The sequence below is a fragment of the Arundinibacter roseus genome, assembly GCF_004348825.1.
In the GTDB taxonomy this organism is placed as follows: Bacteria; Bacteroidota; Bacteroidia; order Cytophagales; family Spirosomataceae; genus Arundinibacter; species Arundinibacter roseus.
This window is the reverse complement of sequence record NZ_SMJU01000001.1, coordinates 440942-465456: the sequence shown is the minus strand read 5'-3', so window position 1 is coordinate 465456 and position 24515 is coordinate 440942. Positions and strand designations below refer to the sequence as shown.

Here is a 24515-nt window from a genome sequence, read left to right as displayed (position 1 = left end):
TTCAAAAGCCTCTGAACTGGCTATATATGCTTCAATATTCATTTTGAACGACTCAGCCAAAGTGTTGGTGAATACAATCTAAATTTTATCTCCACTTACCTCCCCACAATCTCCTCCTTCTCTGCATCGTACCGATAGTGCACAATCTCGCCTGATAGGATCAGGTGCACGGCCTGTTCGATGATGTGCAGCGGTGCAATGAACCACTCGCGGGGCGTGTGGCGCTGACCGGCCTGATCGAATACGTCGAGGTTGAGGCAGGAGTTGCCAAAGAAGCTATGCAGCAATTGTTCCAGTTTCTGTGGGTTCAGGTTGTAGCATTGGTAGGTCATCACGATCCGGACGTCAGCCATCAGGAAGGTTGGGTCCTGTCGGGCCTGTACGATTCGGTCTTCTACGGGCATTTTCGTAAAGCCTATTTTGTACAGGTTTTGGATACTTCGAATCGCCTGATTTTGGCTCTGCGATTTCAGAATGTAGATAAATCCGGTGTTTTCGTCTTCCGGCCCAATCCCCCGGAGCCCATTCAGATAGCGATCCTGATGTTCGGTAACACGCCGGCCGTCTTTGTATAGTTCGGCAGCCAAAGAGCGCAGCAGCATGTCCGACTCGGTGCCATTCTCGAATATACAGCGCAGGCGGGCGTTGACTTTCCCCTTGTCCTGTTCGCGGGTGCCTACGTCGGCTACGTACAACAAAATCCCTTTCAGCACAAAGAAATATCCCTTCTCAATTTGCTGCTCGTTGCGGAAAGGCAGCAGTTTCCGTTTGCCCGTTTTCAGGTCGCCCTGACAGGCCGTGAACAAGGGTACAAACTGCTCAAAATCTTCACAGACTGTGCGCTTACCCACGTAGTCGGGCATTGTGGTTTCTTTGGGTACGTGGCGCAGGTCAAATAAATCCCCGGCGTCGTCATTCAGTAGGCCCAAAATATCATCTGACAGCACATCTTCCAGCGAGGTAAGTTCCTTTTTCTCTGGTTGCAGCAGGTTATGAGGGTCGTGTTTTTGGAGCACCGCTACTTTTTCGGGATTCTTCCGCAGGGATTCCAGTCGGGTATAGAGCTGATGCTCCTGAATACCGCCACCGGAGGCGGGCGGGCGGCTGTGTTTCTCAAAGAAATCGACAATTTCCTGAAAACTTGCGACCAGCCGTTCGTCTTCATTACGTACCGGATGGCCCGCCGGCTTTATGTTGAGCAGGCCCAGCGGATCGTTTTCAAAAATTGCCCGCAGTAGCTTATCCTTGTCCATACTGTGCCTTGCGTTTTTGTTCTTTCAGATAGATCAACGCCTGCGCCATGCGTACTTCCAGAGGATCGGAAGCGTGTAAACCGGGCTCTCGCCGGAAGGTTTTTACAAAATCCTGAATCTTTGGCCATAGCAGCAAAGCCTCTTCCAGCGTCATCTGAATGCGCGTAGCCTCAATGCTGTCCTGAATCACTTTCAGGACTTTGGTCGTCACCGATTTTGACAGAATCTCGTAGGCTTTCTGAAACGGGTTGACGCGGTCAATCAGGTCAATGTGCAGGTCATCTATATTGACAAACTGTCCGGCCATGCGAATAAAACGTGTATCGCCACTTTCTGAACCTGAGTAGGCCGGATTGTCCTCCGCAACGGCCAATTCGCTGAACTTCCGCAGGTCGTCCTGTTCCAGGTCGGGGTATAGCGCCTGCACTACTTTGGGCACCAGGTCTTTGTTAATCTGACTTTCCGGCACTCCGCCCTGTATGGCTTTCTGAATACTTTCGTCTTTCTGAATCGCCTTTTTGAGCTCCTGTATGTCTACCATCAGGTTGTTTTTCACCACGGAGTCGAGCACTACATACTGCCGTACTTCTTCCACTTCTTCTTCGGTGAGCTGCGGGTACCTGGCCTGAATGATCTTTGGAATCAGTACTTTATTGATTACCTCCGGGTCTACCGTGCCGGGGATGGTTTTGAGCATCGTGTCGTCTTGCAGAATTCGGGCTTTGAGGTCATTCAGATCCGACTCCACAATGTTCTGCACCCGCTGTGTACTGGGTTCTTTCAGGCCACGCACCTTTATTTCGCCGGGTTCCGTCCGATCGTCGTCCGACAGCCTGGTCTTAAACTTGAAGTTGGGCGCCAGTACCTGCTCCATCAGCAGCGAAGCCGTGATGGCTTTCAGCATGTTATTGACCGACACCCGTACGAGGTCATCGGCGGCGTCGGGCTGGGCAATCAGGTTGGTAAACTGCGCGTGGGTTTTGTTGGCGCTGTCGCGGGTGGCGCGGCCAATGATCTGGATAATCTCCGTGAGCGAGCCCCTGTAGCCTACCGTGAGGGCGTGCTCGCAGTAGGGCCAGTCGAAGCCCTCTTTGGCCATGCCCAGGGCAATAATCAGGTCCAGCTCGTCGGCAGAGCTGATGCCCCGCAGGTAAGCCACCACCTTTTCGCGGTCGCGGGAGGTGTCGTTTACCAGGTCGGCTACTTTCAATACTTTGCCGTCGGTATGGCGTTTGAGGTGGATGATGCCGGAGTCAGGATCGACAGAAACTACTTCTCCCACGGCATCCAGAATGGTGTCTACTTCCTCATGCTTTTTCTTGGTAGACTCGCCCGAGTTGACGTTCGGAATGTGCAGGATGGTTTTTTTGTTGGTGTCCAGCACTTCCAGAATAGCCGAGGTGTATTTGCCCTGGTAAAAATGGTAGCCAATGCCCAGTGATTTCAGGTAGCGGTAGCCATTGAGCTGCTGATAATAGTTGTAGGTGACTTTGGTAAAGCGGTCTTCGTCTTCGGGCAGTAGCACCGGCACGCTGTCGCCCCGAAAGTAGGAGCCCGTCATGGCTACAATGTGGGCGCTGGACTTGGCCATGATGCTCCGCAGCAGCTCGCCCAGGCGACTGTCGCCGTCGGCAGATACGTGGTGAAATTCGTCGATAGCCAGCAGGATGGTATCGAAGGCCGATTCGTCGAGTTCCTCAAAGGCAAAGCGCAGTGTGGCGTGGGTACAGATCAAAATCTGCTCGCCGCTGTTCAGGAAGTTTTTGAAGGCCTGCACCTTGCTCGTGCTGCCGTCCATGCCGGGCGTGCAAAGGTTGTACAGCGGATTGGGCGACCAATCGGCGTAGAAACCGTCCGCTTTGAGCGGGGTGGCCGCAAATGCCCCCCCAATGGAGCGCTCCGGCACGGCCACAATGACCTTCCGGATGCCCTGATTCATGAGCTTGTCCAGGGCCACGAACATCAGCGCGCGCGATTTGCCCGAGGCAGGCGGGGCTTTGAGTAAAAGGTACTGCGCATCGCGGGCCTGATAGACTTTCTGCTGCATTTCGCGCATTCCCAGCGGATCAGTGGTAGCGCTTTGGCCCGTTTGGGCGTAGGTGACGTGGACTATATCGGGCATTAAGAAAAGGGTTAATTGCTGACTAAACTGTGTTTTATTTTCTTTTTACTTTTTATAAATGAAAATATATATATCTGATTTATAGTTAGTTATGTAGTTTATTTTCTAATTTTACTTTTATTTATTTTTTTTTGGACAACGTATATCTCCTATTTCTTTTGCCTCCTTCGGGTAACAAATCCCCTCTTTCAACAAGTTGATATACAGCCTTTTGAATGTGACTACTGGATAGTTCTGGCAATCTTTTCATTATTTCTTGCATTGTACTTTTACCATTATAGCGCAGGTCCTCGATAATCAATGCTTCTAGCTTATAAGGCTCAATGGTCTTTAACGAGGGCTTTATGTCTAATCTCGCTTGTGAAAACAGCTCAGGATTTAATAAATATTCTGTTCCTTTTTTGACGCCCTGACTGATGATAACCCCTTTCTCAATCAGTGGGCCTACCCACGAACGCATTTTGTCTTCCTGAGCCAGTTGCAGTTTGGTGGCCAATTGAGTAGAAAGTATTTTCTTCTCTGTTGCTATCAGTCCCAGGGCAATGAACTCCTTTTGTGTCAGCCGGTAGTGCTTATCTATATAATCAAGAATGGAGATGACCTCCGTATCTACTATGCCGGAATACACCGTCACTGCCACCCGAGTAAACTCGCTGACGATTTCGGGGAGTGGGACTATGATTTTATGATTGACTGATGACCATTAGTCCGTGCTTTTTTATCATTGAGGATTGTGAAATTATAATTTTTTATTGGTTAACTGATTGATGGTTGTAATTATTTTGGATTCTGATTAGTGCGTTTTCTGGTAGGTTTCATAACTCGTTTAAATTGGAGGCTTGTACTGCCGAAGTTTATTAAAAGTCCAATCGGCATTTTCGAGGCTTCTAAATAATTGATTGCTTGTGCAAGATGAACATCATCGAGTTGAATGACGGCTTTTAGTTCCAGCATAATATTGCTTTCCACAAAAAAATCAACCCGACGTAATCCAATCTTTTCACCTTTATAGAAAATATCCATTTCGTGCTCACGACTGAATTTCAAGCCCTGTTCACTCATTTCAATAGCCAATGCCCGCTGGTATATTACCTCTTGAAATCCATTACCCAAAGTTCGGTGTACTTCCATCGCACAGCCAATTATTTTTCCAGTCAGATCAGACAACGGATAAATAGGCTTTTCTTCCATGATAATCAGTTAATTAAATAATAAACAGCCAAAATATAATAAAGAAGTCAATCAAAAAATCAAAACAATCTAATTATCCCAATCACAGCACACACAAAATCTAAACCCTACAATCTCATAGTCTTCATTTAATCATTTTCTAATCAAAGTTCCAGACCTTTTCCTCTTCCCGGCACCTTCAAACAACGTCCCCTTTTCCTGCTCCCGCGCGATCATCTGCTCGTAGAGTTTGAAGAGGTATTCGAGCCGTTCTTCGTCGCTCTCGAAAGGGCGGCTACGGTAGCAGCGCTCCACGGCGAGGTCGTTTTGGCGGTGGGCTTCGCGCAGGCCGGCGGGCATTTTTTCGGGGTCGTAGAGCTGCGCCAGGGTTTTTTCCGAATGCGCCTCCCGCTCACCCAAAATATTATACACGTGCCCTTCCAGCTCCTGCTTCTGCGTTTCGGAAATGGGAGGGAAGGGGAAGGTGTTGTAGCAGAGGGTGTTGGAATAACGATAGTCCGTTTTTAGTCTACCCGCCACAGCTCGCACCCAGGTCATGTGCATGCGGGAGGTTAGGATGGAGAAAAGGTATGGATCGGGATCATAGATAGCTTGGGCAGAATCAACTATTACAGTATTTTCAACAAAACCAAATGGTATATAAACTCTCCTTTCAGATGATACTCTTGGAACAAATAATCCATGAGTATTATTAAATCTATTTTCACTAAATCTATGGGAATTTATCGCATCATTTCTAGTATTTTTCTTATTACTGGAAAGTCTAAATAGTTCTACTTTCTTGATGCGTGTTTGAAATTCAGGTATACTTTTTGCTTCATTTAAGTCATTGTCCTCAATCCACAAACACCATCTTTCAAATCCATTAATAAATTCATGAGCTCCTAATAGTCTTTTAATAAACTTTTTCGCTGATGGATATTTTGCCAATAATTCATCTTTTTCAAAACTATCTAAAATTAGATTTCCATCATCAATGGGACCGCTACCTCTAAGTATAGGCTGAAATTGTGAAAGAGGAGTACTTCTTTTCTGAATTATAAAATCGCCTGCTTCAATCAAATATGGGCTAATTTTGGAAGTTATTTTTTTTGTAGAGTTTCTAAAAATAAATTTTTTCTTATTCGACAAATTTCTAACTCCAATTATAGCTACAATAACCCCTGCATTTGACTTTGCGTTATTTGCCCATTTGAATGAGGTATGTGCAAATCCTATTTCGAGATTTCTAATAAAAACATGTCTCCATAGACATGCCACTTGCTCCCCTTGACAAATAGAGTTTGTGCTTACATATGCGAATTGAGCGTTATAATTTTGAATAAAATTAGCTCCTTTCAAAAACCAACAGGCAATGTAATCTAAGTTTTTATAGTTATCTAACCCCTTAAAAACTAAATCAATATCTTCTTTTTGCACTTTATTTTGCATACTATATCCCAAATACGGCGGATTTCCGAGAATATACACTTCATCGCCTTCGAGTTTGGGGCAAACGGATTCCCAGTCGAGTCGGCAGGCGTTTCCGTGTACAATGTGCCCGGCGCTCGTGAGGGGCAGGGAAGGTTTGGAGCGGCCAAACTCCCGGAAAAACTCCTGATTCATCTGATGCTCCGCCAGCCACAGCGAAAGAATCGCGACCTCGTGCGCAAAGTCGTCGAGCTCAATGCCGTAAAAATTACTAAGACTGATGTTGGAAAGTGCGAGCGTGTTGAGGGCCCGGAAAATCTTCATTTCGAGCCGCCGGAGTTCCTTGTAGGCAATAATCAGAAAATTGCCGCTGCCGCAGGCGGGGTCAAAGAGTTTGATGCGCTGCATGCGTGTGAGCAGGGCGTTGAGTTTTTTGGGCGCGCCCTGTGCCGCCTCAAACTCCTCGTGCAACTCGTTGAGAAACAGCGGCTCAATGACCTTCATGATATTGGGCACCGACGTATAGTGCATACCCAGCCCGCCCCGGTGCTCGGGCGTAATCACGGCCTGAATCATAGACCCGAAAATATCGGGATTGATGGCGCTCCAATCCAGCTCGCCGCTATCGATGACGGCCTGCCGGCTGCGGCGCGTAAACACCGGTGCGTGGTGGCGGTTGCGAAACAGCCCACCGTTGACGTACGGAAAAGCCGTGAGGTAGGCCGGTAGGTCTGCTGCCCGCGCGGGCGTATTCAGGATCTCAAAAAGGCGGTCGAGATACGCATGCAGGTCGCTGCCGTCGGTCTGCGTGTGGCTGCCAATGGCATTGGTAAACTGTGCCTTTTCAAAAATGCCGGTATCTTCGGCAAAAAAGCAGAACAGCAGCCGCGACAAAAACACATTGAGGCCATGCACGGCTTCGGGCGTATCGGTGGGGTTGTCCTTCCGGATTTCGTCGTATAGCCGGGCCATTTTCTCGGCGGCCTTTACATCAGCGGGATTTTCGTTTTGGAGCTGCGTTTTTTCCATGCCCGCCCAGGGCAGAAAAAAATCAAAGTGCCGGGGCAGTTCGGTCAGCGTGCAGCAGATTGTCTCCTGAGTTTTGCGGTCGCAGGCCGCGAGGGACCTGTGGTCCGTGACCACGATAAAGCGCGGATCATGTTTGGTAACGGCCGCATCGGCCCGCAGCTCGTCGAGTTGGGCGTTCAGATCGTCTCCGGCGGGAATCTCGCGGTAGTAGAGTTTTTTCTTCCAGGCTATTTCGCCGGCCTGCTTTGCCAGATTGAGCGAACCAATCTGTAAGCGCTTGATGGAGGCCTTTGGTTGCCCGTAGGCCAGGAGTAGGTCATAAATAAAGGTATCGGGCTGATGTGCGCGGATAAGCTGCTGAACGTTGCTTTCGATTTGGGTACTGTTCATTGTGGACAAAAGGGAGAAGGTTTTGTACCTCAATGTTAAGAAAAAAATCTGAATGTGTGTGGTTGCCTGGGTTTTTGGGGACATCATTCCAAAAAGTACCCAACGGCTGACTTTGCTTCTACGGCGCTCAGGATTGGCGTGATTAATACTTTTCCGATTCTTAGGATTCGAAAGAAACCGGAATCAGAGGTTGAACGTTGTGTTCTTCGATGTATTCACCAATCCGATCTGTTTCAGTATCTGCCACAAAGTCAAGAGTTGGGAGGTCACGAACGTTTTCCCATATAGCATGCTGCTCAGAAAGCTCTTTCTTTGGCTCTCTCCCGATAATAAAATACTTGCCCTTATCATTCTTTTCCTCAAAGGCCCGCACAAGCGCCAGAACGCGATTGATATCGTCTGCGAGTGAACCGGGTTTTTTTTTCTCAAAATCAACTATTTGCCCAATCATATTCACCTCATTCCTGCCTGCAAGGTTCACTTTTGTCGGGGCTACCAATCCAGGGACCATTTCCGTCGTTATAACAGCATCCAGGTTAACCCGATCCTTTACTTTTGGGTAAAGCATTTCCCGAACATACTTTACAAGACTCGTACGCGTTGATTGGCGTTGTGAAGATTCCCATCCGGTATGCACATACTTTTGGAATAACCGGGTAAAGGTCTCCTGCGTCGTAGGTATATCAATTGTCCGGGGCTCTGAAAAGGTCAATAAATTATTACCATAGGCCGATAGGTACGATAGATAGCTCTTTTCTGTAAAAGCTTGTTTATCAGATCCTAAATTAATCTGATACTCAGAACGCGTATCCTCAATGCCTGAATCGGAAAGCAGACTATCTAAGTTTTTGATCAGTGTACGAGCCAGGTTATAAGCTTCACTGGGCAGAATAGTCTTCAGGGCTTCTAACTTTTCAGGAGCCTGATGAAATAGTAGGTTCTGTTCGTCGCGTAACAACAAGGCAATACTTACCCTCTCGCCCAGCGCAGGGCGAATGTTTACGTATACGATGCTGTAAAAACTTGACATAATGAATATTCAGTTGTACTATTTGTATATGAACGCTGCTAATGCAGGTAAAGTTGTACGTATTGCCTGAAGGTGTTCTGTGTTGAACTCAACCATTTTTCACTAAAAAGATTTTCATCCATCCAACTCTGTACTTCCTGTGAGTCTATACGCCAAGGAGGGGGCACAAAGTTCAGGATTTCTGGTAAAGTTTTTTTACAAAGTCGAACATTTTTACGAAATGAATCCAGAACTGTCTCACAATCTCTAGCAACTACGTTACTGTTGGCATACAATGTTTTACAGTAATTAGATGATAAAAGGCTTTCATCCTCTGTCAGTACTGATAGGCTCCCCACTCCAATACTAGTGGAATTGAAACATAATCCATGGTCGATTGGGTGGATCATCTTCTTCCCGTTCGATTGGGATACCAGGAGCAGATTATAGTTATTATGATTTCGATCTTCATTTGCCAGCCATAAATCAAATAGTGCAATTTTTAATAAATCTATCCTGTTGTCAGGCTGGGCATATGTCAAATTATTTATTTCGTTAGCAGAAGGAAGATACAATGATCCGAATATTGGCCTTTCAAAATAATTATATCTAGCGCCCTCTTTCAAGGCTACATCAGAAACATGATCTCGTTTGACACTTATTAAGGCTGCCTCAGGTACCGATAGACCCCATTGATTTAAGAATGCCCATGCTATCAGTTCTTTAAATTGCCTGTCAGTGTATCTATACTTGCAAACATAGTCCCTATAATCTTCGCAACTGACCAGAACTGGACGTTCCTGAGTTTGAAAGACCTTTTCGATTGCCTCTATGGAGTGGTGGGATTGCAAGTGCGTATTGAGCGAGTTAAAGAGGGTTAAGAATTAATAAACTATAAGAAATCCTTTAAGCCCATATACTATTGAAGATAAATGATTCCTTGTTCGTATAGTAAGCTTATTAGGAACAATACACTTCCCACAATTTTTGGATTTAGTTCCTGATTTTCAATCGGTTATCAGATTTTAGGATTTCAGTATAATGTCTCCAGCTCAATTGGGTAGACAGTATCTGACTTATTTCTCATTATTCAGACGCTGTCTGGATTTTTGGAAACAGCAAATTTTCTAAGGTTATTATCCGAAGTAAGCAGGCGTCCCACTACTTTCCGGGCACAAACCACCGCCGAACAATCCTGTTGGGAGAGTTGAGGTTTCCCGGCCTGCAAGTGTAGGGGATGCTTGGTTGCACTTGCCAAACAAAAGTGGCTTTTGTCATACATTTTTCGGACTATTAACGGCTTCTGGCTTTGAAGCCATAGATGGTAGTAGAGAATACGGCACAAAGAACAAGGGCGGCCAAAGCTATTTGCTATAAAGCACAGTATTTCATGTCTTAATTTTGAAAATTTGTGGAAAACTTGTGGACTTTAATTGTGATATAACTAATTGATTATCAGGTGTTTTTGGTTGGTTAGGATTGGTGTTAGTCCTCTTTTTTGTGTAAATCTTGTGTTTTTTTTGTGGATTCTACTTTTATCTCGCCAGACTTCTCCATCACTTCCAATCCTAATCTGATAGCTCTTTCTATCAGTTTCCCTCCTGAAACCGCCTTTTTGCTGATAAAGTATTCTCTTCCAGAACCCGTACCCGTAAATTCTAAAAACCCAGTTTTAGGATCCGAAAGTTTGTATATAAGGCTTTTTACTTGGTCTCTTGTTAAGTGACCATCAAATAATTCAACAAATTTTCCCATCTTAGCTTTCTTCCATGCAGCTAGGTACTGGTTTATCTTCATCATTACATAGCTTTCATCAACCGGTATATTTTTCGTATAATCAACTTCTTTGTTGGTAAAGGCGTAATAGGCCCTGGAAAGGCAAATTGTTTGATTGGATGTCTTACCCTGCTTTTCTAGTAAACCCTCTATTACAAGCTTTTCTACTATATTTCTATCTAATTCCGTTTTTGTCTTGCCTTCTCTTACCGCTTCGAGCACTAAGATTTCTTTGACACTTAATTTTTTATCATCTTGTCTATCTTTTTGCAGTTGCTTAATGAACAATGCAAAAGCCTTATCCTTTACAATCGCCGATAACCTGAGTTCGACCTGAAAATCATCCGTATTGGAGTAATCCGGTAAGCCTTTTGCCTCAGCAACACTTTGATAAAATATTTTATCAATACCTTGCCCCGAACGTTCCACTATTCCTGTTTTTGCTAACACTTCTGCTAAAAGCCTGTTGCGGGGAGTACTACTTACTGTCAAAAGGTTGTCAATAGTTACACCTATCGGAAACCCTCCTGGACTAATTAGGTGCAATGCCTGTGTAAACTGCTTTATTACCACTTCGCTGGACCGACGATAATCACGATGAGCAACGGCATTATTGACGGCCTCTCTAATAACCTCATTGTTAAAGAATGGGATATCAAAAATATAGGGTCCTTGCTGTACCGGCACGTTGCCATTTCTTAAATTGATGGCATCCCACAGTTTTTCGATGGCGAGAAAATAGGGTTGGTAAAAAAGTTTGCGATCATCAAATGTTATTTGACCGATATCTTTCCGGTACTCCAAGAAAATGGCAGCCTGGGGAAGCAAGCGACGAATTACCTCCTCTTTTCCCAAAAGTATGAGAGCTGCATAGGTTACTTTAGTACCTTTTATCAAATGGAGATCAATAAGGCATTGCTCGTTAGATTGTGTAAGAAATAAAGGATTTCTTTGTTTTTCAGCATATGCTTCTTTCATCTTCTGTATGGCCTCTTCATTCAAATCACTAAGGTTCAAAGCTTCGCACATAGTTTCTGAAAAGTCCGGCTCTTGCTCCTGGATGATTTTCAAATAATGCTCATCAGGCATAGGCAGCAATTCCTCTCCTACACGCATCAAGGGAACATCTTCGAACTTATAAACTTTACCCGCGGGTCGTGCAGGGACTTTGATAACCAAAACTCTTTTATCGTCTTCGTAGAGTTCTGAAATATCAACTCGGATTTGCTTTTCGCGGTAAATATCCTGCTCAAGCTTGCCAACTGCACCCAACGACTGATTAGTGCCTACAATTTTATGCGGATGCATATCATGAACACCAAAAACAAGGTATCCACCTCCCTCGTTCGCGAAAGCAACTACATACCCGATTATGCATTTACGCCTATCCTTTGGATCAACTTTTGTGCCCCCCTTGACACTATAGTTTCCTCCCTTAGATTCTTTGAACTCGACTTTGTTCTCGCTTTCTTTTAGTTGTTTTAACTCTGCTAATGTCATGACTATAAATTATACGTTATCGACCTTAACTCTCACCTCAACCGTCAATAATTTCTTCATTAGTCCTTTTTTCTGTAGCTGTAAATTAGCAAGATTTTGTTTATGAAGCTCTACTTCGTCAACATCTTAATTGATCAGGGTAACAAAGCTGACGCAACCATAGCAGAAAAACTATCCCAAGAAGCTTTTTCGTAACAGCGCTGTTTTAGCCTATAAGCTGGATATGTTTGCGCTTTATATTGCACCAAAAGAAAAAAGCACCTAACAAATTAATGCTAAGTGCTTTCGGAGCGGCGATACCGCATTTTCAATGTGGGCCCTGAGGGATTCGAACCCCCGACCCCCTGCTTGTAAGGCAGGTGCTCTGAACCAGCTGAGCTAAGAGCCCCTTTCGTTTCCGTTTAGGAATGCAAATATGCAGGAGTGTTTTTAGGTTTCCAACTCTTTTTTGAAATATTTTTCAATAAAATTGTAAGCCTCTGACTATCAGAAGGGCTTTATTCAAAATTTAAGTAGAGCGTGACCGTGTGTGTCGTCAGGCGGTCGAGGCCCACGCTCACGGAGTTGTTGGCGGGTTGCAAAAGGTTGGTGAGGCCGTGCGAAAAACGAAGCTCGGGAGCAAATTTGAAATACTGGAAAAACTGCTCAAAGCCAACGCCATAATCCAGCGTAAAATCAGAAGTTTTGGTATCAAGCCGATTGTTTGCGCTTACATTCCCGCGGCTGCGCTTCACGTTGGTTTCGATCGCGAGCGTTACGCCTGCCAGCAGATACATGCGGGTATTGATGCGGCGCACCGATTTGTATTTAAGCAGCAGCGGAATCTCCACCCAGGTTGACTCACGTCGCTCGATGCGCTCGGTGCCTCCCGGATAGCGGTATTTGACCTGCCGCTCGTACAAAGAAACCGATGGAGTAGACCGCAGATCGAAATGATCCGTCAGAAAAGCATTAACCGTAAATCCCATACGAAAGGCTCCCTGTGCAGGCGACTGAATGGAATAGGCCGAGTCCGATTCCAGAAAGGTATCGCTGTGACGAAGGTTGAAGCGGGTGACGGGCAAAGCGAACAAAAACCCGTAGTGAATGGGCTTGTCGTCATAAAATTCGAGATGCCGCCTGACATAGCCCGTGCCCTGCGCCTGCACAGATTGTGCCGCCAGAAAACAAATGAAAAACGTAGCCGCTATTTGCGGCCAACGTAAATGGAACAGATGCCGAACGTAAGTGGTATGCATTTAGTGTTTATAAAACCGGCTTTTTGGTAAATACTCAGGAAGTCATCCCCATCCGGAAATGCCTGAACAGACTCCGGTAGGTAGGTATACGCTGAGGTGTCTTTTGAAACCATTTTACCAATAAGCGGTAAAATATGCTTAAAGTAAAAGTTATAAACCTGCTTGAAAGGAAACGATTTTGGTTTTGAGAACTCAACCACCACGCACGTACCTCCGGGACGCATCACGCGCTGCATGTCCGTAAGACCTGCCAGCAGGTTCTCGAAGTTACGTACTCCAAACGAAACGATTACGGCGTCGAAATAATTGTCTGCAAAGGGCAAACTTTCCGAGTCGCCGCTGCGGAGTTCGATGATGTGTTGCTTCCCGATTTTTTGGATTTTCTGACGTCCTACCTCTAGCATACCTTCCGAAATATCCACGCCAACAATTTTTTCGGGTTTCAGAGCAAGGGCTTCAATGGCAAAATCGCCCGTACCTGTGGCGATATCCAAAATGATTTTGGGCTGCTCTTTTCGCAGGAGTTTAATCGCTCTTTTGCGCCAGTAAATATCAATACCACCGCTGAGCAGATGATTCAGAAAATCATATTTTGGAGAAATGGTATCAAACATTTCGGCAACCTGCTCGCGCTTGCTGCCTTCTTTGTCTTTATAGGGAACAACACTCATTTGGCTCTGTCTATTCGTAAATTAAGTAACAAAAGTAGGGATTATCCCCTTTGGTAAACTACCGCATCCGGGGAAAGTTCAGCTAACCTACTGATTTAATTGCGCTATGGTACGAAGGTTGATGCATAGATTTTTATCTTTGTTAATTCTACCAACTCGTATGCTTATGATGATCCGTTCGTATATACTCATCTTAATTTTACTGACCGCCTCGCTCGTTGCGCAGGCACAGGGACGAATCAGCGTGCAGTCGACGGATTCGCTGGTAGTCAAATCCTTAACACGACGCGTGCTGACACCCTATTCTGTAACGGTTCGGGGCGGACTTACGCAGTTTTTTGGAGAACTGAACACGCAGGATATGCAATTTATGGGGGGCATCAGCCTGACTCAGCATGTGAACCCTGCCTTTTCCATGAGTCTCGATTTTTCAGCCGGGAAAATCGGTGGTGAAAAAATTGAATTTTTTAACTCCTATTTTATTAATGAATATAATTCCATTGAGCTCCTTGCCCGATGGGACCTGACCGAGCAGTTTAGTCGATACGATGATAACAAACTCCACGTGGGGCTATACGGAGGCTTGGGGATGATGTATTTCACTGCCGACGCTTACGACCTGACCACCGGGCAACTAGTCCGTTTTACCAACAGTGACGTCAGTGGTCGGACTCCGCTTTTTCTGCGGTGGGGCAATCCAAGAGGACGAATCGGCGTAAAAAAAACCCGCGAACGGACAATTCCGCTGGGGCTTACCTTCAACTATCACATTTCGCCCTCCTGGCAGGTTGGGCTCGATTATCGGTTTTACTTTGCCAGAAATGATAAGCTGGATGCCACCTCGGGCCGACGATTGATTAGCCCCGAAGAGGCTCAGTCGTACAGCGACACGCCCAACGATATGTTTAGCTTTTTATCGGTAGCCCTGACTCACCGCATCAGCGTTAAGCCTCGTGATACCGATAAAGACGGTATTCCTGACGACCGTGACCGGTGCCCCGATGTGCCGGGCAGTGCTCGTTTTTTTGGCTGCCCTGATTCTGATGGCGACGGCATCCCAGATTATGTGGATCGGTGCCCGGATGTTGCCGGACCTGCCGGAACCCGTGGCTGTCCCGACCGCGACGGTGATGGCGTAGTAGATCGGCTGGACGACTGTCCCGATGTGGCCGGTACGCTCAATGGCTGCCCCGACCGCGACGGCGATGGCGTTAGGGATGATTATGACGCCTGTCCTGATGTAAAAGGACTCGTGCGTTTTGGGGGCTGTCCGGATACCGACGGGGACAATATTCCTGACCCAAGTGATTTGTGTCCCGATAAGCCCGGAACGTACGAAAACGGCGGTTGTCCGGATACCGACGGAGACGGACTACACGATGGAATTGACCAATGCCCAACCGAAGCCGGGCCTGCCTCCCGAAATGGTTGCCCGGTACCTGTGGTTTCCGCAAGTCAGCGCGTGCAGCAGAAAATTGATTCATTATTGCAGGTTCCTGTCCGTTTTGCTACCGGAACAGCCATTATTGACCGTCAGTCGTTCGGGATTTTGGATCAGCTCGTGGAGGTATTGAATAGCTATGCGCAAAGTCGGTTTGTGGTGGAAGGGCATACCGATAACACCGGAAATGCAGCGGCAAATCAGGCTTTGTCTGAAAATCGGGCGCAGGCGGTGCGGCGTTATTTACTGGAAAAAGGAATTGAGGAAGACCGAATGCAGGCCGTTGGCTATGGCGATACCCGCCCCGTAGCCGATAATGTACTTCCCGAAGGCCGGGCAAGGAACCGCCGGGTAGTGATTAGACTGACGAATTGATCAGCTGAAAGTAGTTTTGTCTACTAAAAAAGGCTGGAAGCTACATAAGCTCCCAGCCTTTTTCAATATAAAAAACAGGCTAGATCAATACGCTCGTACGAGTTTACCTTCGTGAAAATTGACGTAGGCCTTGTTTACCACTTTATTACCACCACGGGTAGGATAATTTCCTGTAAAATACCAGTCGCCAATGTGATTTGGGCAGGCAACGTGCAGGTTGTCAACCGTCTGGAAAATAACTGACACGTCTGCTTTCAGATCGTCGGGACGAATTATATCGGCAATCTTGGCTGAGACCTCCTCATCCGTAAAGTGCTCATACAGTGCCTTTACGTAATTTGTGTTATAGGCATTTTTTGAAGCCAGCGTTCCTACACATTGTGTGTATACTTCTTCTCGCTTGTAGTCCAGCCCTCGTTCCTCCAGAAGTTTCAGCATAGCCCGAAAAGCTACGAAATCCTTCATTTTGGACATATCAATGCCGTAACAATCCGGAAAACGAATTTGAGGAGCAGAAGATACAATCACAATTTTCTTGGGCCCCAGACCGTCCAGCATTTTAAGAATGCTTTTTTCCAGCGTGGTTCCGCGCACAATAGAATCATCGATTACCACCACGGTATCAATTCCCTTCCGAACCACCTCAAACGTAGTGTCATACACGCTGGACACCATGTCGTCGCGGAGATTGTCTGCGGTGATAAACGTTCGTGATTTAACGTCCTTGGTAACTAGTTTTTCAATTCGGGGGCGAAAGGAAAGCACCCGATCAAGTTCTTCTTCAAACAGAATTCCTTCCATGATGGCGCGCTTACGCTTTTTGGAAAGGTATTCTTCCAGTCCTTCAATCATGCCAAAAAATGAAGTTTCGGCGGTATTGGGGATGTAGGAAAAAATTGTGTTTTCCAGATCGTAATCAATTTCCTCAAGAATTTGGGGAATCAGCAACTTACCCAGTTGCTTGCGCTCATTATAAATGTCAGGATCAGTTCCTCGTGAAAAATAAATCCGCTCAAAACTGCACGAACGCTTAGGAAGCTGAGGCAAAATTGACATTTCGCTATATTCGCCTTCCTTATTGATAATCAGCGCACTCCCCGGAGTGATTTCCTGAATTTGCTGATACTCCACGTCAAAGGCAGCCTTAATCGCTTGTTTTTCAGAAGCGACCACCACCACCTCGTCGTCAGCATAGTAGTAGGCCGGGCGAATGCCCGCCGGGTCGCGCATAACAAATGCCGCACCGTGTCCGGTTAGGCCGCACATGGCGTAGCCTCCGTCAAAGTCGCGGCATGAACGTTCGAGAACCCGCTGTAAATCTATGTTTTCTTCAATAATATCGGATAGCGTGGGATTTTCCCAAATGCCTTTGAATCGCTCGAATACCCGCTGATTTTCTTCATCCAGAAAATGACCGATTTTCTCCATTACGGTCACGGTATCCACTTTTTCTTTCGGGTGCTGCCCCAGCGAAACCAGCTTTCCAAAGAGCTCATCCACGTTGGTCATGTTGAAGTTACCGGCCATAACCAGATTTCGGCTGCGCCAGTTGCTTTGCCGGAGCATCGGGTGGCAGTTTTCAACTTCGTTGGAACCGTGGGTGCCGTAGCGCAGGTGTCCCAGCCAAAGTTCTCCGGTAAAAGCGAGGTTTTCTTGTAACCACTTGGCGTCAAAAGTCTTTTCTTTATGATCTTTTAAGCCTTTCCTGAATTTCTTGTGAATTTTCTGGAAAATATCCGCTACCGGCTGTGGTTCAACGGATCGGTATCGGCTAATGTAACGCTTACCGGGAGGTACCTCAATTTTGATGTTGGCTACTCCGGCTCCGTCCTGCCCCCTGTTTACCTGTTTTTGCATCATCACTGACAGCTTGTGAACAGCATATAAGGGTGTTTCGTACTTATCAATGTAATGTTGATAAGGCTTGCGCAGACGGATGAGCGCGATCCCGCACTCATGCTTAATGGCGTCGCTCATGATGAGTTGAAAGTGTTATAGTATGAAATTGAAAATCAGCCTGTTGCAAAATTTGTAGTGTGAGGTCGTCAATTTGTAAACTCTTTCGACTTAGGTTTAGTTCGGTAGTGAAAGTACAAAAGTACGAATTGTCCCGATGAGAAAATATGTTTATCGTTGATTTAAATAACGGTAGTTCATGTATTTTTTTTAAAAATTCCGGGTTATAAATAACAGGAATTAGAAATACTTCCCTGCTAATGAAATTATCAAAAATTATACCGTTATGAAATCCACGTCTTTTTTTCGACTACTGCTGCTGGTACTTCTCTCTCAGGGAGGTCATTTTACTTCTGCCTGGGGTCAGGAGGCTTTGGAATCGTCGCTTCTCTGGAAAATTGAAAGCCCTCAAAACGCAAAGCCCTCATTTTTGTTCGGGACGATTCACCTCATTTGTCCAGCCGATTTTTCGGTAAGTGATTCCCTGAAAGCCTGTATAAAGCAATCGGAGCAGTTGACTCTGGAACTGGATATGGACGAGCCCAACTTGATGATGAGCATGGCCCAAAACATGATCATGCGCGACGGTGTGCAGCTTAAAGAACTCGTCAGCAGCCAGGAATATGAACGCATGGAGCGATTTTTCAAGGATTCAGTGGGATTAAACATTGCCATGTTTGGGCAGGCCAAGCCGTTTGTATTAGTAAGTGTGCTGCTCAACCGGGTATTAGCTTGTCAACCACAATCCTACGAACTTTCGCTCATGAATCTGGCCAAACAGCAGCAGATCGAGGTACTTGGGCTGGAAACCGTGCAGGAGCAAATGAGCGTTTTCGACTCTATTCCCTACCCAAAACAGGCCGCTATGCTGCTTACATTACTCGATAGCCTGCCCAAAGCCCGACAGGAATTTGCTGAAATGGTGTCTGTATATAAGCAACAGGACGTAGAGAAGCTGCACGAAATGACGTTTGAAAGCGAATTTGAACTAAAAGATCATCAGGAAACACTGCTCTATGGCCGCAACCGGCGCTGGATCCCGCTGATTGAGAAGCAAATAGCCGACAAGCCGACGTTTATTGCAGTAGGTGCAGCCCATTTAGGAGGGAAAGAAGGCCTGTTGGAATTGCTGCGCGCAAAAGGCTATTTGGTAACGCCCATTCAAAACCGCTCTGCCAGGTAATCGCATAAAGTTTCAGGGCGCTGCGTCAGTCTACATACTACTCAGCGCGCTGATCCATTGCATGAGGTATTCGGGTTTGAAAAAAAGTCCCAAAATAGCGATCAGTACCAATCCGGCAATCACTTTGGCCCCAATGCCGTAAGTAGTCGTAGCGGCGGATACTGTTTGTTTTTTGAAAAAAAGCAAATACGGAATCCGCAAATAGTACACGAGCGCAATAGCAGCATTCAGTATACCACCGACCAGCAACCAAAGCATCCACGGTTGTCCCTGAATCTCGTACGCTTCCCAAAGGGCAGAAAAAATCAGCCATTTGGCCATAAATCCGGCGGTGGGGGGGAGCCCGGCCAGCGCAACCAAAACGACCGTCAGAATAACCGACATAAAAATATGCTTGCGCCCTAACCCTTCAAAATCAGAAAGGGTGGTTTCGGTGCGGGGCAGGATGAAATCTATCAGCAAAAAAGCGCTCATATTTAATAGCAGGTAAACAGCTACGTAAAATGTAGCACTTTCAAACCCCAATTGATTAAATGCCACCAGGCCAACGAGCAGATATCCTGCCTGAGCAATAGACGAATAAGCGAGCAGTCGTCGGGCGTTTTGCTGCCAAAGGGCACTTACATTACCCAGCGTAATGCTCAGTAGGGCCACTCCGCCCAGAAGTTGGAGCAACTCTGCGGGCCATGCCGAAACTACCCGCATGAGCGCAAGCAGTACGGCGACTTTGGGCGCAACCGATAAAAAAGAAACAAGGGGCGTAGGAGCGGCCTCGTACACGTCCGGCGTCCACACGTGGAAAGGCGCAAGTGAGAGCTTAAAAAGGAGTCCGCCAAGGGTCATGAGCATCGCTACATGGAGCACGAGCGGCGAATTAGCCGCCAACGCTTCGGCAAGGCCGGGAGCGGTTAGTTCAAGGGTGGCCGTGAGGCCATAGATCAACGAAATACCATAAAGCATGACAGCCGAGCTGATGGCGCCAAAGAGCAGGTATTTTAATCCACCCTCAGCCGCTTTTTTATAGGGAGAAATCGCCACCAGCAGGTACGAACTCAGCGAGATTAGTTCAAGGGCCAGATAAATGGTAAGCCAATGTGTGGCCATACTCAGTAGCGACATGCCCAACACAGCGGCGATGAGCAGGCTGTTGAGTTCGGCAGGGAAATGATACCGTACCAACCGGATGTGCATCAGGGCAAAGAGCCACGAAACGGCAATCAGGAGTTTAAAGAAAACGGCTTTTTGATCTAAAAATAATAATTTTTCAAAGCGAAAAGCAGGGGGTGCATTCCACTGCCCCAACACGAGAAGCAGAAAAATACCTGCACCCGAGAGGGCCAGAATAAATAACCACCGACGCATCGTGGCCTGACTGCCGAAGCGTGTAAACAGCAACTCGGCTACCAGAAATAATAAAAAAAACAGTGTCAGGAACAATTCAGGGACAATTCCTGAGATGCTTTGGCCAATAAGGGAGAGTTGGTCGTTCAGAGACAAAATCAATGGAACAATTTTTTTGACAAAAGTACACAAAGATGGTAGGCTTCACGAATTATTCTGAGACATTCGTAGTAATCTCCCATCGGCTACATTAGATTTGAAAGAAGGTTAAACCCATACACTTGAACCATTTGAATTCATGAAAAAGCTATTAATCCTTGTACCGGCCCTTTTGTGGCTACTTGCCCCCGCGGCTCAGGCGCAGTTTATGTACGATGTCAACGGCCGGGTTATCAACGAAATGGAATATACCAACGTGGAAGGATCGCCTTATCTGTTTGATACGTGGTACTCGGGCCTTGTGAAGGATGTTAAGGGAAAAGTACACGATGGAATAAAGATTCGGTACGATGCCTATACAGACGAAGTGGAATATGAAAAAGAAGGAAAACTGTATCGGCTCGGGCCCGAAATCACGGAGTTTTCTATTCCGACCGGAACGAGTCTTTACTCCTTCAAAAAAGGCTATCCGGCAGTTGGAAACCATACTGACAAAAACTTTTACAGAGTACTTTATGATGGAAATACCAAGCTCTTGAAGCGATATTCCACAAAAAAACGGGAAGAGCGTGCCTACAATTCGGCCACCACTACGCAGCGGTTTGATCTTGCCGAAGAAATGTTTGTTCTCAAAAACGGCACGATGCACCCCATGAAGCGCAACGATAAGAAAGGATTGCTGAAAATTCTGAGTGATGAGAAAAATCTAATGGAATTTGCCATCAAAGAACAGCAACTCAATTTCAAAACCGAGGACGATATTGTGAAATTGCTGGAAGAATACGATGCCTATAAAGCGGGCAGGAAAAGCAAATCCTAGCTCATAAACTTGATTTAGTCAGGCTGATCGGTAAACATATAGCCCACGCCTTTCAGGGTTTTGATAAACCCGTCGCCAAGTTTTTCGCGTAGTTTGCGAATGTGAACATCCACAGTTCTTTCGAGAACATAAATATCAGCGCCCCAGATTTTTTGAAGAAGTTCTTCGCGGTTAAAAACCTTATTGGGACTTTGAGCCAGGAAGAATAGCAATTCAAACTCTTTTTTGGGTAGAATAATGGATTTTTGATCCTGCGTAACCGAATAATTCTTGCGATTGATGGAAAGACCGGCAATCGAGAGTTCTTCGCCCGGATCCGATTTTTGGGCCTCGCGCCTGAACAGAGCGTTGATCCGGCTCATCAGGGCTCTGGGTTTAATGGGCTTGGTAATGTAGTCATCGGCGCCTATTTCAAAGGCAGCAATCTCGGAATATTCCTCGGAGCGGGCCGTCAGAAAAAGAATGTACGTATCGCGAAGCTCGGCATCCTGTTTCAAAATCCGGGCAGTTTCGATGCCGTCGAGCTGAGGCATCATAATGTCCAGCAAAATCAAATCAGGAATAAAGGTTTTGGCAGTTTCAATGCCTTTTCTTCCGTTTGAAGCGGTTTTTACTTCGTAGCCTTCTTTTTGAAGGTTATATTCCAGCAATTCAACAATATCGGGATCATCGTCAACCACGAGTATTTTCTGAATTACCTGGGTTGCTTTTGCGGCGCTCATGTTTGCGTATTTGTGGTGTTGTTTTCCGGCTCGAAATTAGCAGATGTGCTAGTTGGATTATCTACGAAAAGCTAATCATAACATAAATTTAATATCACCGGTGAGTAATCAGGAATAGTTGTTGCTGCTCATTTGTCATCAATAAGTCCTGCTCGTTTACAAACAAAATCGCTTCCATTTGTTTTTTGGCGACTTTAATGCAGTCGGTTGGTTTTTTAAAGTTAATGACTCCATCGGTTATATCAAAGATGAGAATCTTGCCATACGTCAGTAGCGCAAAGCGGGTACCCGATGGATTTATATCAGCGGATGTTACCTGACTATTGATTGAGATGCTATCGAGAAGCATAGCGCTGTGGTGGCCGGGCCGGGCCGGGAGTTGATATAACTTAACGTACGGGTTTGTTTTACTGCGATTTTTGGAAAAGAGAAAGAGGTTGTTCTTTTGGTAAAAAAAGGCCTCACAATCAAAATTAAGCTCGTCCGGGGCTGGTGGGAAAGCTTTTTGATCTGGATAATCGAACGTGATTTTTGAGGTGACAGGCTCTCCGGGCCGGGCTATATAAATGGCAAGATCTTTGCGTTTGTTGGCATTGTTCCCGATGTCGCCAATGTAAACGGTTCCATCAGGTGCCTGGGCCAAATCTTCCCAATCCACATTTTGGGCAGATGGTATCACCCAGGTAGAACGCAAATTGCCCTGATAATCAATTTCATAGAGTTCAGGTTTTCCGCCGCTGTCATTATGTGTCCAGAATGTTTTGTTTCTTTCATTCCAGGCAAGTCCCGAACTTTCATTCGCAACCTGTGGAAGCGTGCCTATTTTACTAACTTTGTAGTCAGAACGGGCCTTTTGAAAACCATTCTCACGCTTGTCGGACTGGCAACTGCAAAGCGCAACCTTTAACGCAAACCAAACATAAACCAACTTTACCATGAATGTCTCTTCGGGGTCTGTACAAAACAAAGGTAATCAAACGCCTGTATACCTGAAATCGGCGGCTGTGATGATCTCGCTGATTGCCGGGGTATATATATTACACGCACTGCGGGAAACACTGATTCCGCTGGCATTTTCGGCCCTGATTTCTATTTTGTTACACCCCGTGTGTGTACGAATGGAGCGATGGAAATTTCCCCGTATTCTGGCAATTACGCTCAGCATACTGCTGTTTATAGTTGTAATTGTAGTTTTGATCTATTTGGTAACGGTTCAGGTTGCGAGCTTTGCCGACGAGCTTCCCCGGATTACTGAAAAGGCCGAAGCGCTGCTCGAACAACTGCTCTCGATGGGCGAACAATACCTGAATGTAAGCCGAACTCAACAGGTAAGTGAAGCCAAAAAATACCTCATTACGGCTCTCAGCGACAGCCGTGCCATGTTGCTAGGTACTTTGGTAGCTACAACCGGTACACTTACAACTGCCACATTAGTACCTCTTTACGTATTCTTTATACTTCTTTACCGCGACTTTTTCAGGCGATTTGTTCATAAAGCTTTCTTCCAGGTTCCCAATCAGGCGCTGGATAGTATTTTGAGTAAAATTTACAGCGTTATCAGGAGTTACCTGGCGGGCTTGCTGCTGGTGATAGGGATTGTGGGCGTGCTCAACACGATTGGATTACTTATCTTAGGGATTGACTATGCAGTTTTCTTTGGGTTTCTGGCCGCCTTTTTGATTTTGATTCCCTACATCGGAATTTTGATCGGGTCTATTTTTCCGGCCTTGATGAGCATTATTACCGAAGATTCGCCCTGGTATGCATTGGGAGTAATTGGGGTCATGAGCTTTGTGCAGTTTCTGGAAGGAAATTTTATAACCCCCAATATTGTAGGCTCAAAGGTGAGTATCAATCCGCTCGCAGCCATTGTGATGTTGTTGCTGGGCGGGCAATTGTGGGGTTTGCCGGGACTAATCCTGGCCTTGCCCCTGACGGCAATTCTTAAAGTAATTCTGGATGCCAGCCCATCGCTCGAACCCTACGGATATTTGCTGGGAGAACCGGGTCAGGAAGTGGCAGAAGAAAAAGCAATGGAAAAAAAGCAGGTGAGGGAGCGGATTCAGGAACGGCCCGGCCAAAGGCGCAAACCCAATGCCCGGCCTGTGAATAAGAAGTCAGAAGAACTACGGGAAGCTGCTAATACACTTAAATCTTATACGCGTCCGGAACCTGCGACAGAGGTAAAGAAAGTGGTAGTCGTCAGCGAAGCGACCACCGAATCGGGCGAAGTAAAAAAACGTCGCCGTCCGTCGCGTCGTCGCAAAAAACCGAACACCGGTGGGGCTGATGCTCCTAAAAGTCCAGCGGATCAAGATTCTTAAAGTGGCCGTTCATTCGGATGCGGGCTTTGGTCCGCTCAACTTCCGAAACAACCGGGATAATTTTTTGAAGATGTTCAACTAAATACATTTGCCGTAAACTTTCTTTGGGTAAGGCTAGCAGCCTGTATTCGTCGGATAACGAAAGCCCTACCTTGTGCGCCACCTGAAACGAAAAGGGAGCTTTTGTTTTGTCGTACTCAACGGGTGTATCCAGTAAAGTATGCAGGGTTTGGAGAAGTTCCAGCAAGCGGGGCGAAGGCAGTTGAACGTCCGTGTCTTCGGTCAGAAACGAAACCTCGCCTCCCGCATAGAGCTTATCACTAACCGGATTTACGAAAGAATCAATTTTAAAAACCCGAATCCCTTGGCTTGATATGTCCATACGGCCATCGTCGTAGCGTTTGTGCAGGGCTACCACCTTTACTTCGGTTCCGAGTTCGGTCAGCTTGTTGTCCAGATAAATCGGGATTCCAAACGACTTTCCGGTTTCGAGACATTCACTAATCAGCTGTCGATAGCGGTCTTCAAAAATGTGTAAATTGAGTTTTTCGCCTGGAAAAACGACCAGATTGAGTGGAAATAGAGGTAAAAAAGCAGACATTCTT

The 24515-nt window shown here is 46.2% G+C and carries 20 protein-coding genes and 1 tRNA gene; 4 read left to right on the top strand and 17 right to left on the bottom strand.

Going from position 1 to position 24515, the window contains the following annotated elements; all coding sequences use genetic code 11:
* Window positions 1-95: 95 nt before the first annotated feature.
* The 12 genes from EZE20_RS02085 to ubiE all read right to left on the bottom strand — a co-directional run bounded on the left by EZE20_RS02085 (window position 96) and on the right by ubiE (window position 13589).
* Complete coding sequence (locus EZE20_RS02085) at window positions 96-1253, bottom strand: GIY-YIG nuclease family protein (protein WP_132113955.1); 1158 nt, start codon at window positions 1251-1253, stop codon at window positions 96-98.
* Window positions 1240-3375, bottom strand: coding sequence for a DEAD/DEAH box helicase (locus tag EZE20_RS02080; RefSeq protein ID WP_132113953.1), 2136 nt, complete (start codon window positions 3373-3375; stop codon window positions 1240-1242). Before EZE20_RS02080 ends, EZE20_RS02085 begins: the two co-directional genes overlap by 14 nt.
* 121 nt (window positions 3376-3496) lie before the next feature.
* Complete coding sequence (locus EZE20_RS02075; RefSeq protein ID WP_132113951.1) at window positions 3497-4015, bottom strand: Fic family protein; 519 nt, start codon at window positions 4013-4015, stop codon at window positions 3497-3499.
* 137 nt (window positions 4016-4152) lie between these two features.
* The gene (locus EZE20_RS02070) at window positions 4153-4566 is read right to left on the bottom strand and encodes a GxxExxY protein (protein ID WP_132113949.1); all 414 of its coding nucleotides are present in this window, start codon (window positions 4564-4566) and stop codon (window positions 4153-4155) included.
* A gap of 132 nt (window positions 4567-4698) precedes the next feature.
* The gene (locus tag EZE20_RS02065) at window positions 4699-7395 is read right to left on the bottom strand and encodes a class I SAM-dependent DNA methyltransferase (protein ID WP_132113947.1); all 2697 of its coding nucleotides are present in this window, start codon (window positions 7393-7395) and stop codon (window positions 4699-4701) included.
* 160 nt (window positions 7396-7555) lie between these two features.
* Window positions 7556-8425: a hypothetical protein gene (locus tag EZE20_RS02060; protein ID WP_132113945.1), complete on the bottom strand. Its 870-nt coding sequence runs from the start codon at window positions 8423-8425 to the stop codon at window positions 7556-7558.
* A gap of 38 nt (window positions 8426-8463) precedes the next feature.
* Complete coding sequence (locus tag EZE20_RS02055; protein ID WP_132113943.1) at window positions 8464-9255, bottom strand: HipA family kinase; 792 nt, start codon at window positions 9253-9255, stop codon at window positions 8464-8466.
* Window positions 9256-9494: 239 nt separating this feature from the next.
* Window positions 9495-9662 carry a hypothetical protein gene (locus EZE20_RS23920; RefSeq protein ID WP_165933385.1) on the bottom strand — a complete coding sequence of 56 codons (168 nt, stop codon included), beginning with the start codon at window positions 9660-9662 and terminating at the stop codon, window positions 9495-9497.
* A 227-nt stretch (window positions 9663-9889) separates the two neighbouring features.
* Window positions 9890-11680 (bottom strand): RNA-binding domain-containing protein, encoded by a 1791-nt coding sequence (locus tag EZE20_RS02050; RefSeq protein WP_132113941.1) that lies wholly within the window; start codon window positions 11678-11680, stop codon window positions 9890-9892.
* A gap of 313 nt (window positions 11681-11993) precedes the next feature.
* Window positions 11994-12068 (bottom strand) — tRNA-Val (locus tag EZE20_RS02045).
* Window positions 12069-12177: 109 nt separating this feature from the next.
* Window positions 12178-12918, bottom strand: a complete 741-nt coding sequence (porT, locus tag EZE20_RS02040; protein ID WP_132113939.1) for a type IX secretion/gliding motility protein PorT/SprT — start codon at window positions 12916-12918, stop codon at window positions 12178-12180.
* Window positions 12867-13589, bottom strand: a complete 723-nt coding sequence (gene ubiE / locus EZE20_RS02035; RefSeq protein WP_132113937.1) for a bifunctional demethylmenaquinone methyltransferase/2-methoxy-6-polyprenyl-1,4-benzoquinol methylase UbiE — start codon at window positions 13587-13589, stop codon at window positions 12867-12869. The genes porT and ubiE overlap by 52 nt, the downstream gene beginning before the upstream one ends.
* Before the next feature lie 160 nt (window positions 13590-13749).
* Here ubiE and EZE20_RS02030 point away from each other — a divergent pair, with 160 nt between their 5' ends.
* Window positions 13750-15405, top strand: a complete 1656-nt coding sequence (locus EZE20_RS02030) for an OmpA family protein (RefSeq protein WP_132113935.1) — start codon at window positions 13750-13752, stop codon at window positions 15403-15405.
* A gap of 84 nt (window positions 15406-15489) precedes the next feature.
* Here the strand turns inward: EZE20_RS02030 and EZE20_RS02025 are convergent, their stop codons facing one another.
* Window positions 15490-17382: an amidophosphoribosyltransferase gene (locus EZE20_RS02025; protein ID WP_132113933.1), complete on the bottom strand. Its 1893-nt coding sequence runs from the start codon at window positions 17380-17382 to the stop codon at window positions 15490-15492.
* A gap of 265 nt (window positions 17383-17647) precedes the next feature.
* Between EZE20_RS02025 and EZE20_RS02020 the strand changes: the two genes are divergently transcribed.
* Window positions 17648-18544 (top strand): TraB/GumN family protein, encoded by an 897-nt coding sequence (locus tag EZE20_RS02020; protein WP_132113931.1) that lies wholly within the window; start codon window positions 17648-17650, stop codon window positions 18542-18544.
* A 30-nt stretch (window positions 18545-18574) separates the two neighbouring features.
* Here the strand turns inward: EZE20_RS02020 and EZE20_RS02015 are convergent, their stop codons facing one another.
* Window positions 18575-20047 (bottom strand): NADH-quinone oxidoreductase subunit N, encoded by a 1473-nt coding sequence (locus EZE20_RS02015; RefSeq protein WP_228713496.1) that lies wholly within the window; start codon window positions 20045-20047, stop codon window positions 18575-18577.
* A 136-nt stretch (window positions 20048-20183) separates the two neighbouring features.
* Between EZE20_RS02015 and EZE20_RS02010 the strand changes: the two genes are divergently transcribed.
* Window positions 20184-20864, top strand: coding sequence for a hypothetical protein (locus tag EZE20_RS02010; RefSeq protein WP_132113929.1), 681 nt, complete (start codon window positions 20184-20186; stop codon window positions 20862-20864).
* A 14-nt stretch (window positions 20865-20878) separates the two neighbouring features.
* Here EZE20_RS02010 and EZE20_RS02005 read toward each other — a convergent pair whose 3' ends face one another.
* Both EZE20_RS02005 and EZE20_RS02000 read right to left on the bottom strand, forming a co-directional pair.
* A complete protein-coding gene (locus EZE20_RS02005; RefSeq protein ID WP_132113927.1) occupies window positions 20879-21586 on the bottom strand; it encodes a response regulator transcription factor in 708 nt (235 codons plus the stop codon).
* A gap of 94 nt (window positions 21587-21680) precedes the next feature.
* Window positions 21681-22523, bottom strand: coding sequence for a hypothetical protein (locus EZE20_RS02000; RefSeq protein WP_132113925.1), 843 nt, complete (start codon window positions 22521-22523; stop codon window positions 21681-21683).
* Here EZE20_RS02000 and EZE20_RS01995 point away from each other — a divergent pair.
* On the top strand, window positions 22522-23910 hold the full coding sequence (locus tag EZE20_RS01995; RefSeq protein ID WP_132113923.1) for an AI-2E family transporter: 1389 nt from the start codon (window positions 22522-22524) through the stop codon (window positions 23908-23910). The two genes, EZE20_RS02000 and EZE20_RS01995, sit on opposite strands and share 2 nt — an antisense overlap.
* Here the strand turns inward: EZE20_RS01995 and EZE20_RS01990 are convergent.
* Window positions 23882-24511 (bottom strand): LON peptidase substrate-binding domain-containing protein, encoded by a 630-nt coding sequence (locus tag EZE20_RS01990; protein WP_132113921.1) that lies wholly within the window; start codon window positions 24509-24511, stop codon window positions 23882-23884. The two genes, EZE20_RS01995 and EZE20_RS01990, sit on opposite strands and share 29 nt — an antisense overlap.
* Between the last annotated feature and the right edge of the window lie 4 nt (window positions 24512-24515).

Bases quoted from the DNA above. Each gene is read 5' to 3' on its own strand.
- EZE20_RS01990 (WP_132113921.1), bottom strand. From the start codon at position 24,511: ATGTCTGCTTTTTTACCTCTATTTCCACTCAATCTGGTCGTTTTTCCA.
- ubiE (WP_132113937.1), bottom strand. From the start codon at position 13,589: ATGAGTGTTGTTCCCTATAAAGACAAAGAAGGCAGCAAGCGCGAGCAG.
- EZE20_RS02025 (WP_132113933.1), bottom strand. From the start codon at position 17,382: ATGAGCGACGCCATTAAGCATGAGTGCGGGATCGCGCTCATCCGTCTG.
- EZE20_RS01995 (WP_132113923.1), top strand. From the start codon at position 22,522: ATGAATGTCTCTTCGGGGTCTGTACAAAACAAAGGTAATCAAACGCCT.
- EZE20_RS02020 (WP_132113931.1), top strand. From the start codon at position 17,648: ATGAAATCCACGTCTTTTTTTCGACTACTGCTGCTGGTACTTCTCTCT.
- EZE20_RS02065 (WP_132113947.1), bottom strand. From the start codon at position 7,395: ATGAACAGTACCCAAATCGAAAGCAACGTTCAGCAGCTTATCCGCGCA.
- EZE20_RS02005 (WP_132113927.1), bottom strand. From the start codon at position 21,586: ATGAGCGCCGCAAAAGCAACCCAGGTAATTCAGAAAATACTCGTGGTT.
- EZE20_RS02070 (WP_132113949.1), bottom strand. From the start codon at position 4,566: ATGGAAGAAAAGCCTATTTATCCGTTGTCTGATCTGACTGGAAAAATA.
- porT (WP_132113939.1), bottom strand. From the start codon at position 12,918: ATGCATACCACTTACGTTCGGCATCTGTTCCATTTACGTTGGCCGCAA.
- EZE20_RS02060 (WP_132113945.1), bottom strand. From the start codon at position 8,425: ATGTCAAGTTTTTACAGCATCGTATACGTAAACATTCGCCCTGCGCTG.
- EZE20_RS02050 (WP_132113941.1), bottom strand. From the start codon at position 11,680: ATGACATTAGCAGAGTTAAAACAACTAAAAGAAAGCGAGAACAAAGTC.
- EZE20_RS02085 (WP_132113955.1), bottom strand. From the start codon at position 1,253: ATGGACAAGGATAAGCTACTGCGGGCAATTTTTGAAAACGATCCGCTG.
- EZE20_RS02010 (WP_132113929.1), top strand. From the start codon at position 20,184: ATGAAAAAGCTATTAATCCTTGTACCGGCCCTTTTGTGGCTACTTGCC.
- EZE20_RS02030 (WP_132113935.1), top strand. From the start codon at position 13,750: ATGCTTATGATGATCCGTTCGTATATACTCATCTTAATTTTACTGACC.
- EZE20_RS02080 (WP_132113953.1), bottom strand. From the start codon at position 3,375: ATGCCCGATATAGTCCACGTCACCTACGCCCAAACGGGCCAAAGCGCT.
- EZE20_RS02000 (WP_132113925.1), bottom strand. From the start codon at position 22,523: ATGGTAAAGTTGGTTTATGTTTGGTTTGCGTTAAAGGTTGCGCTTTGC.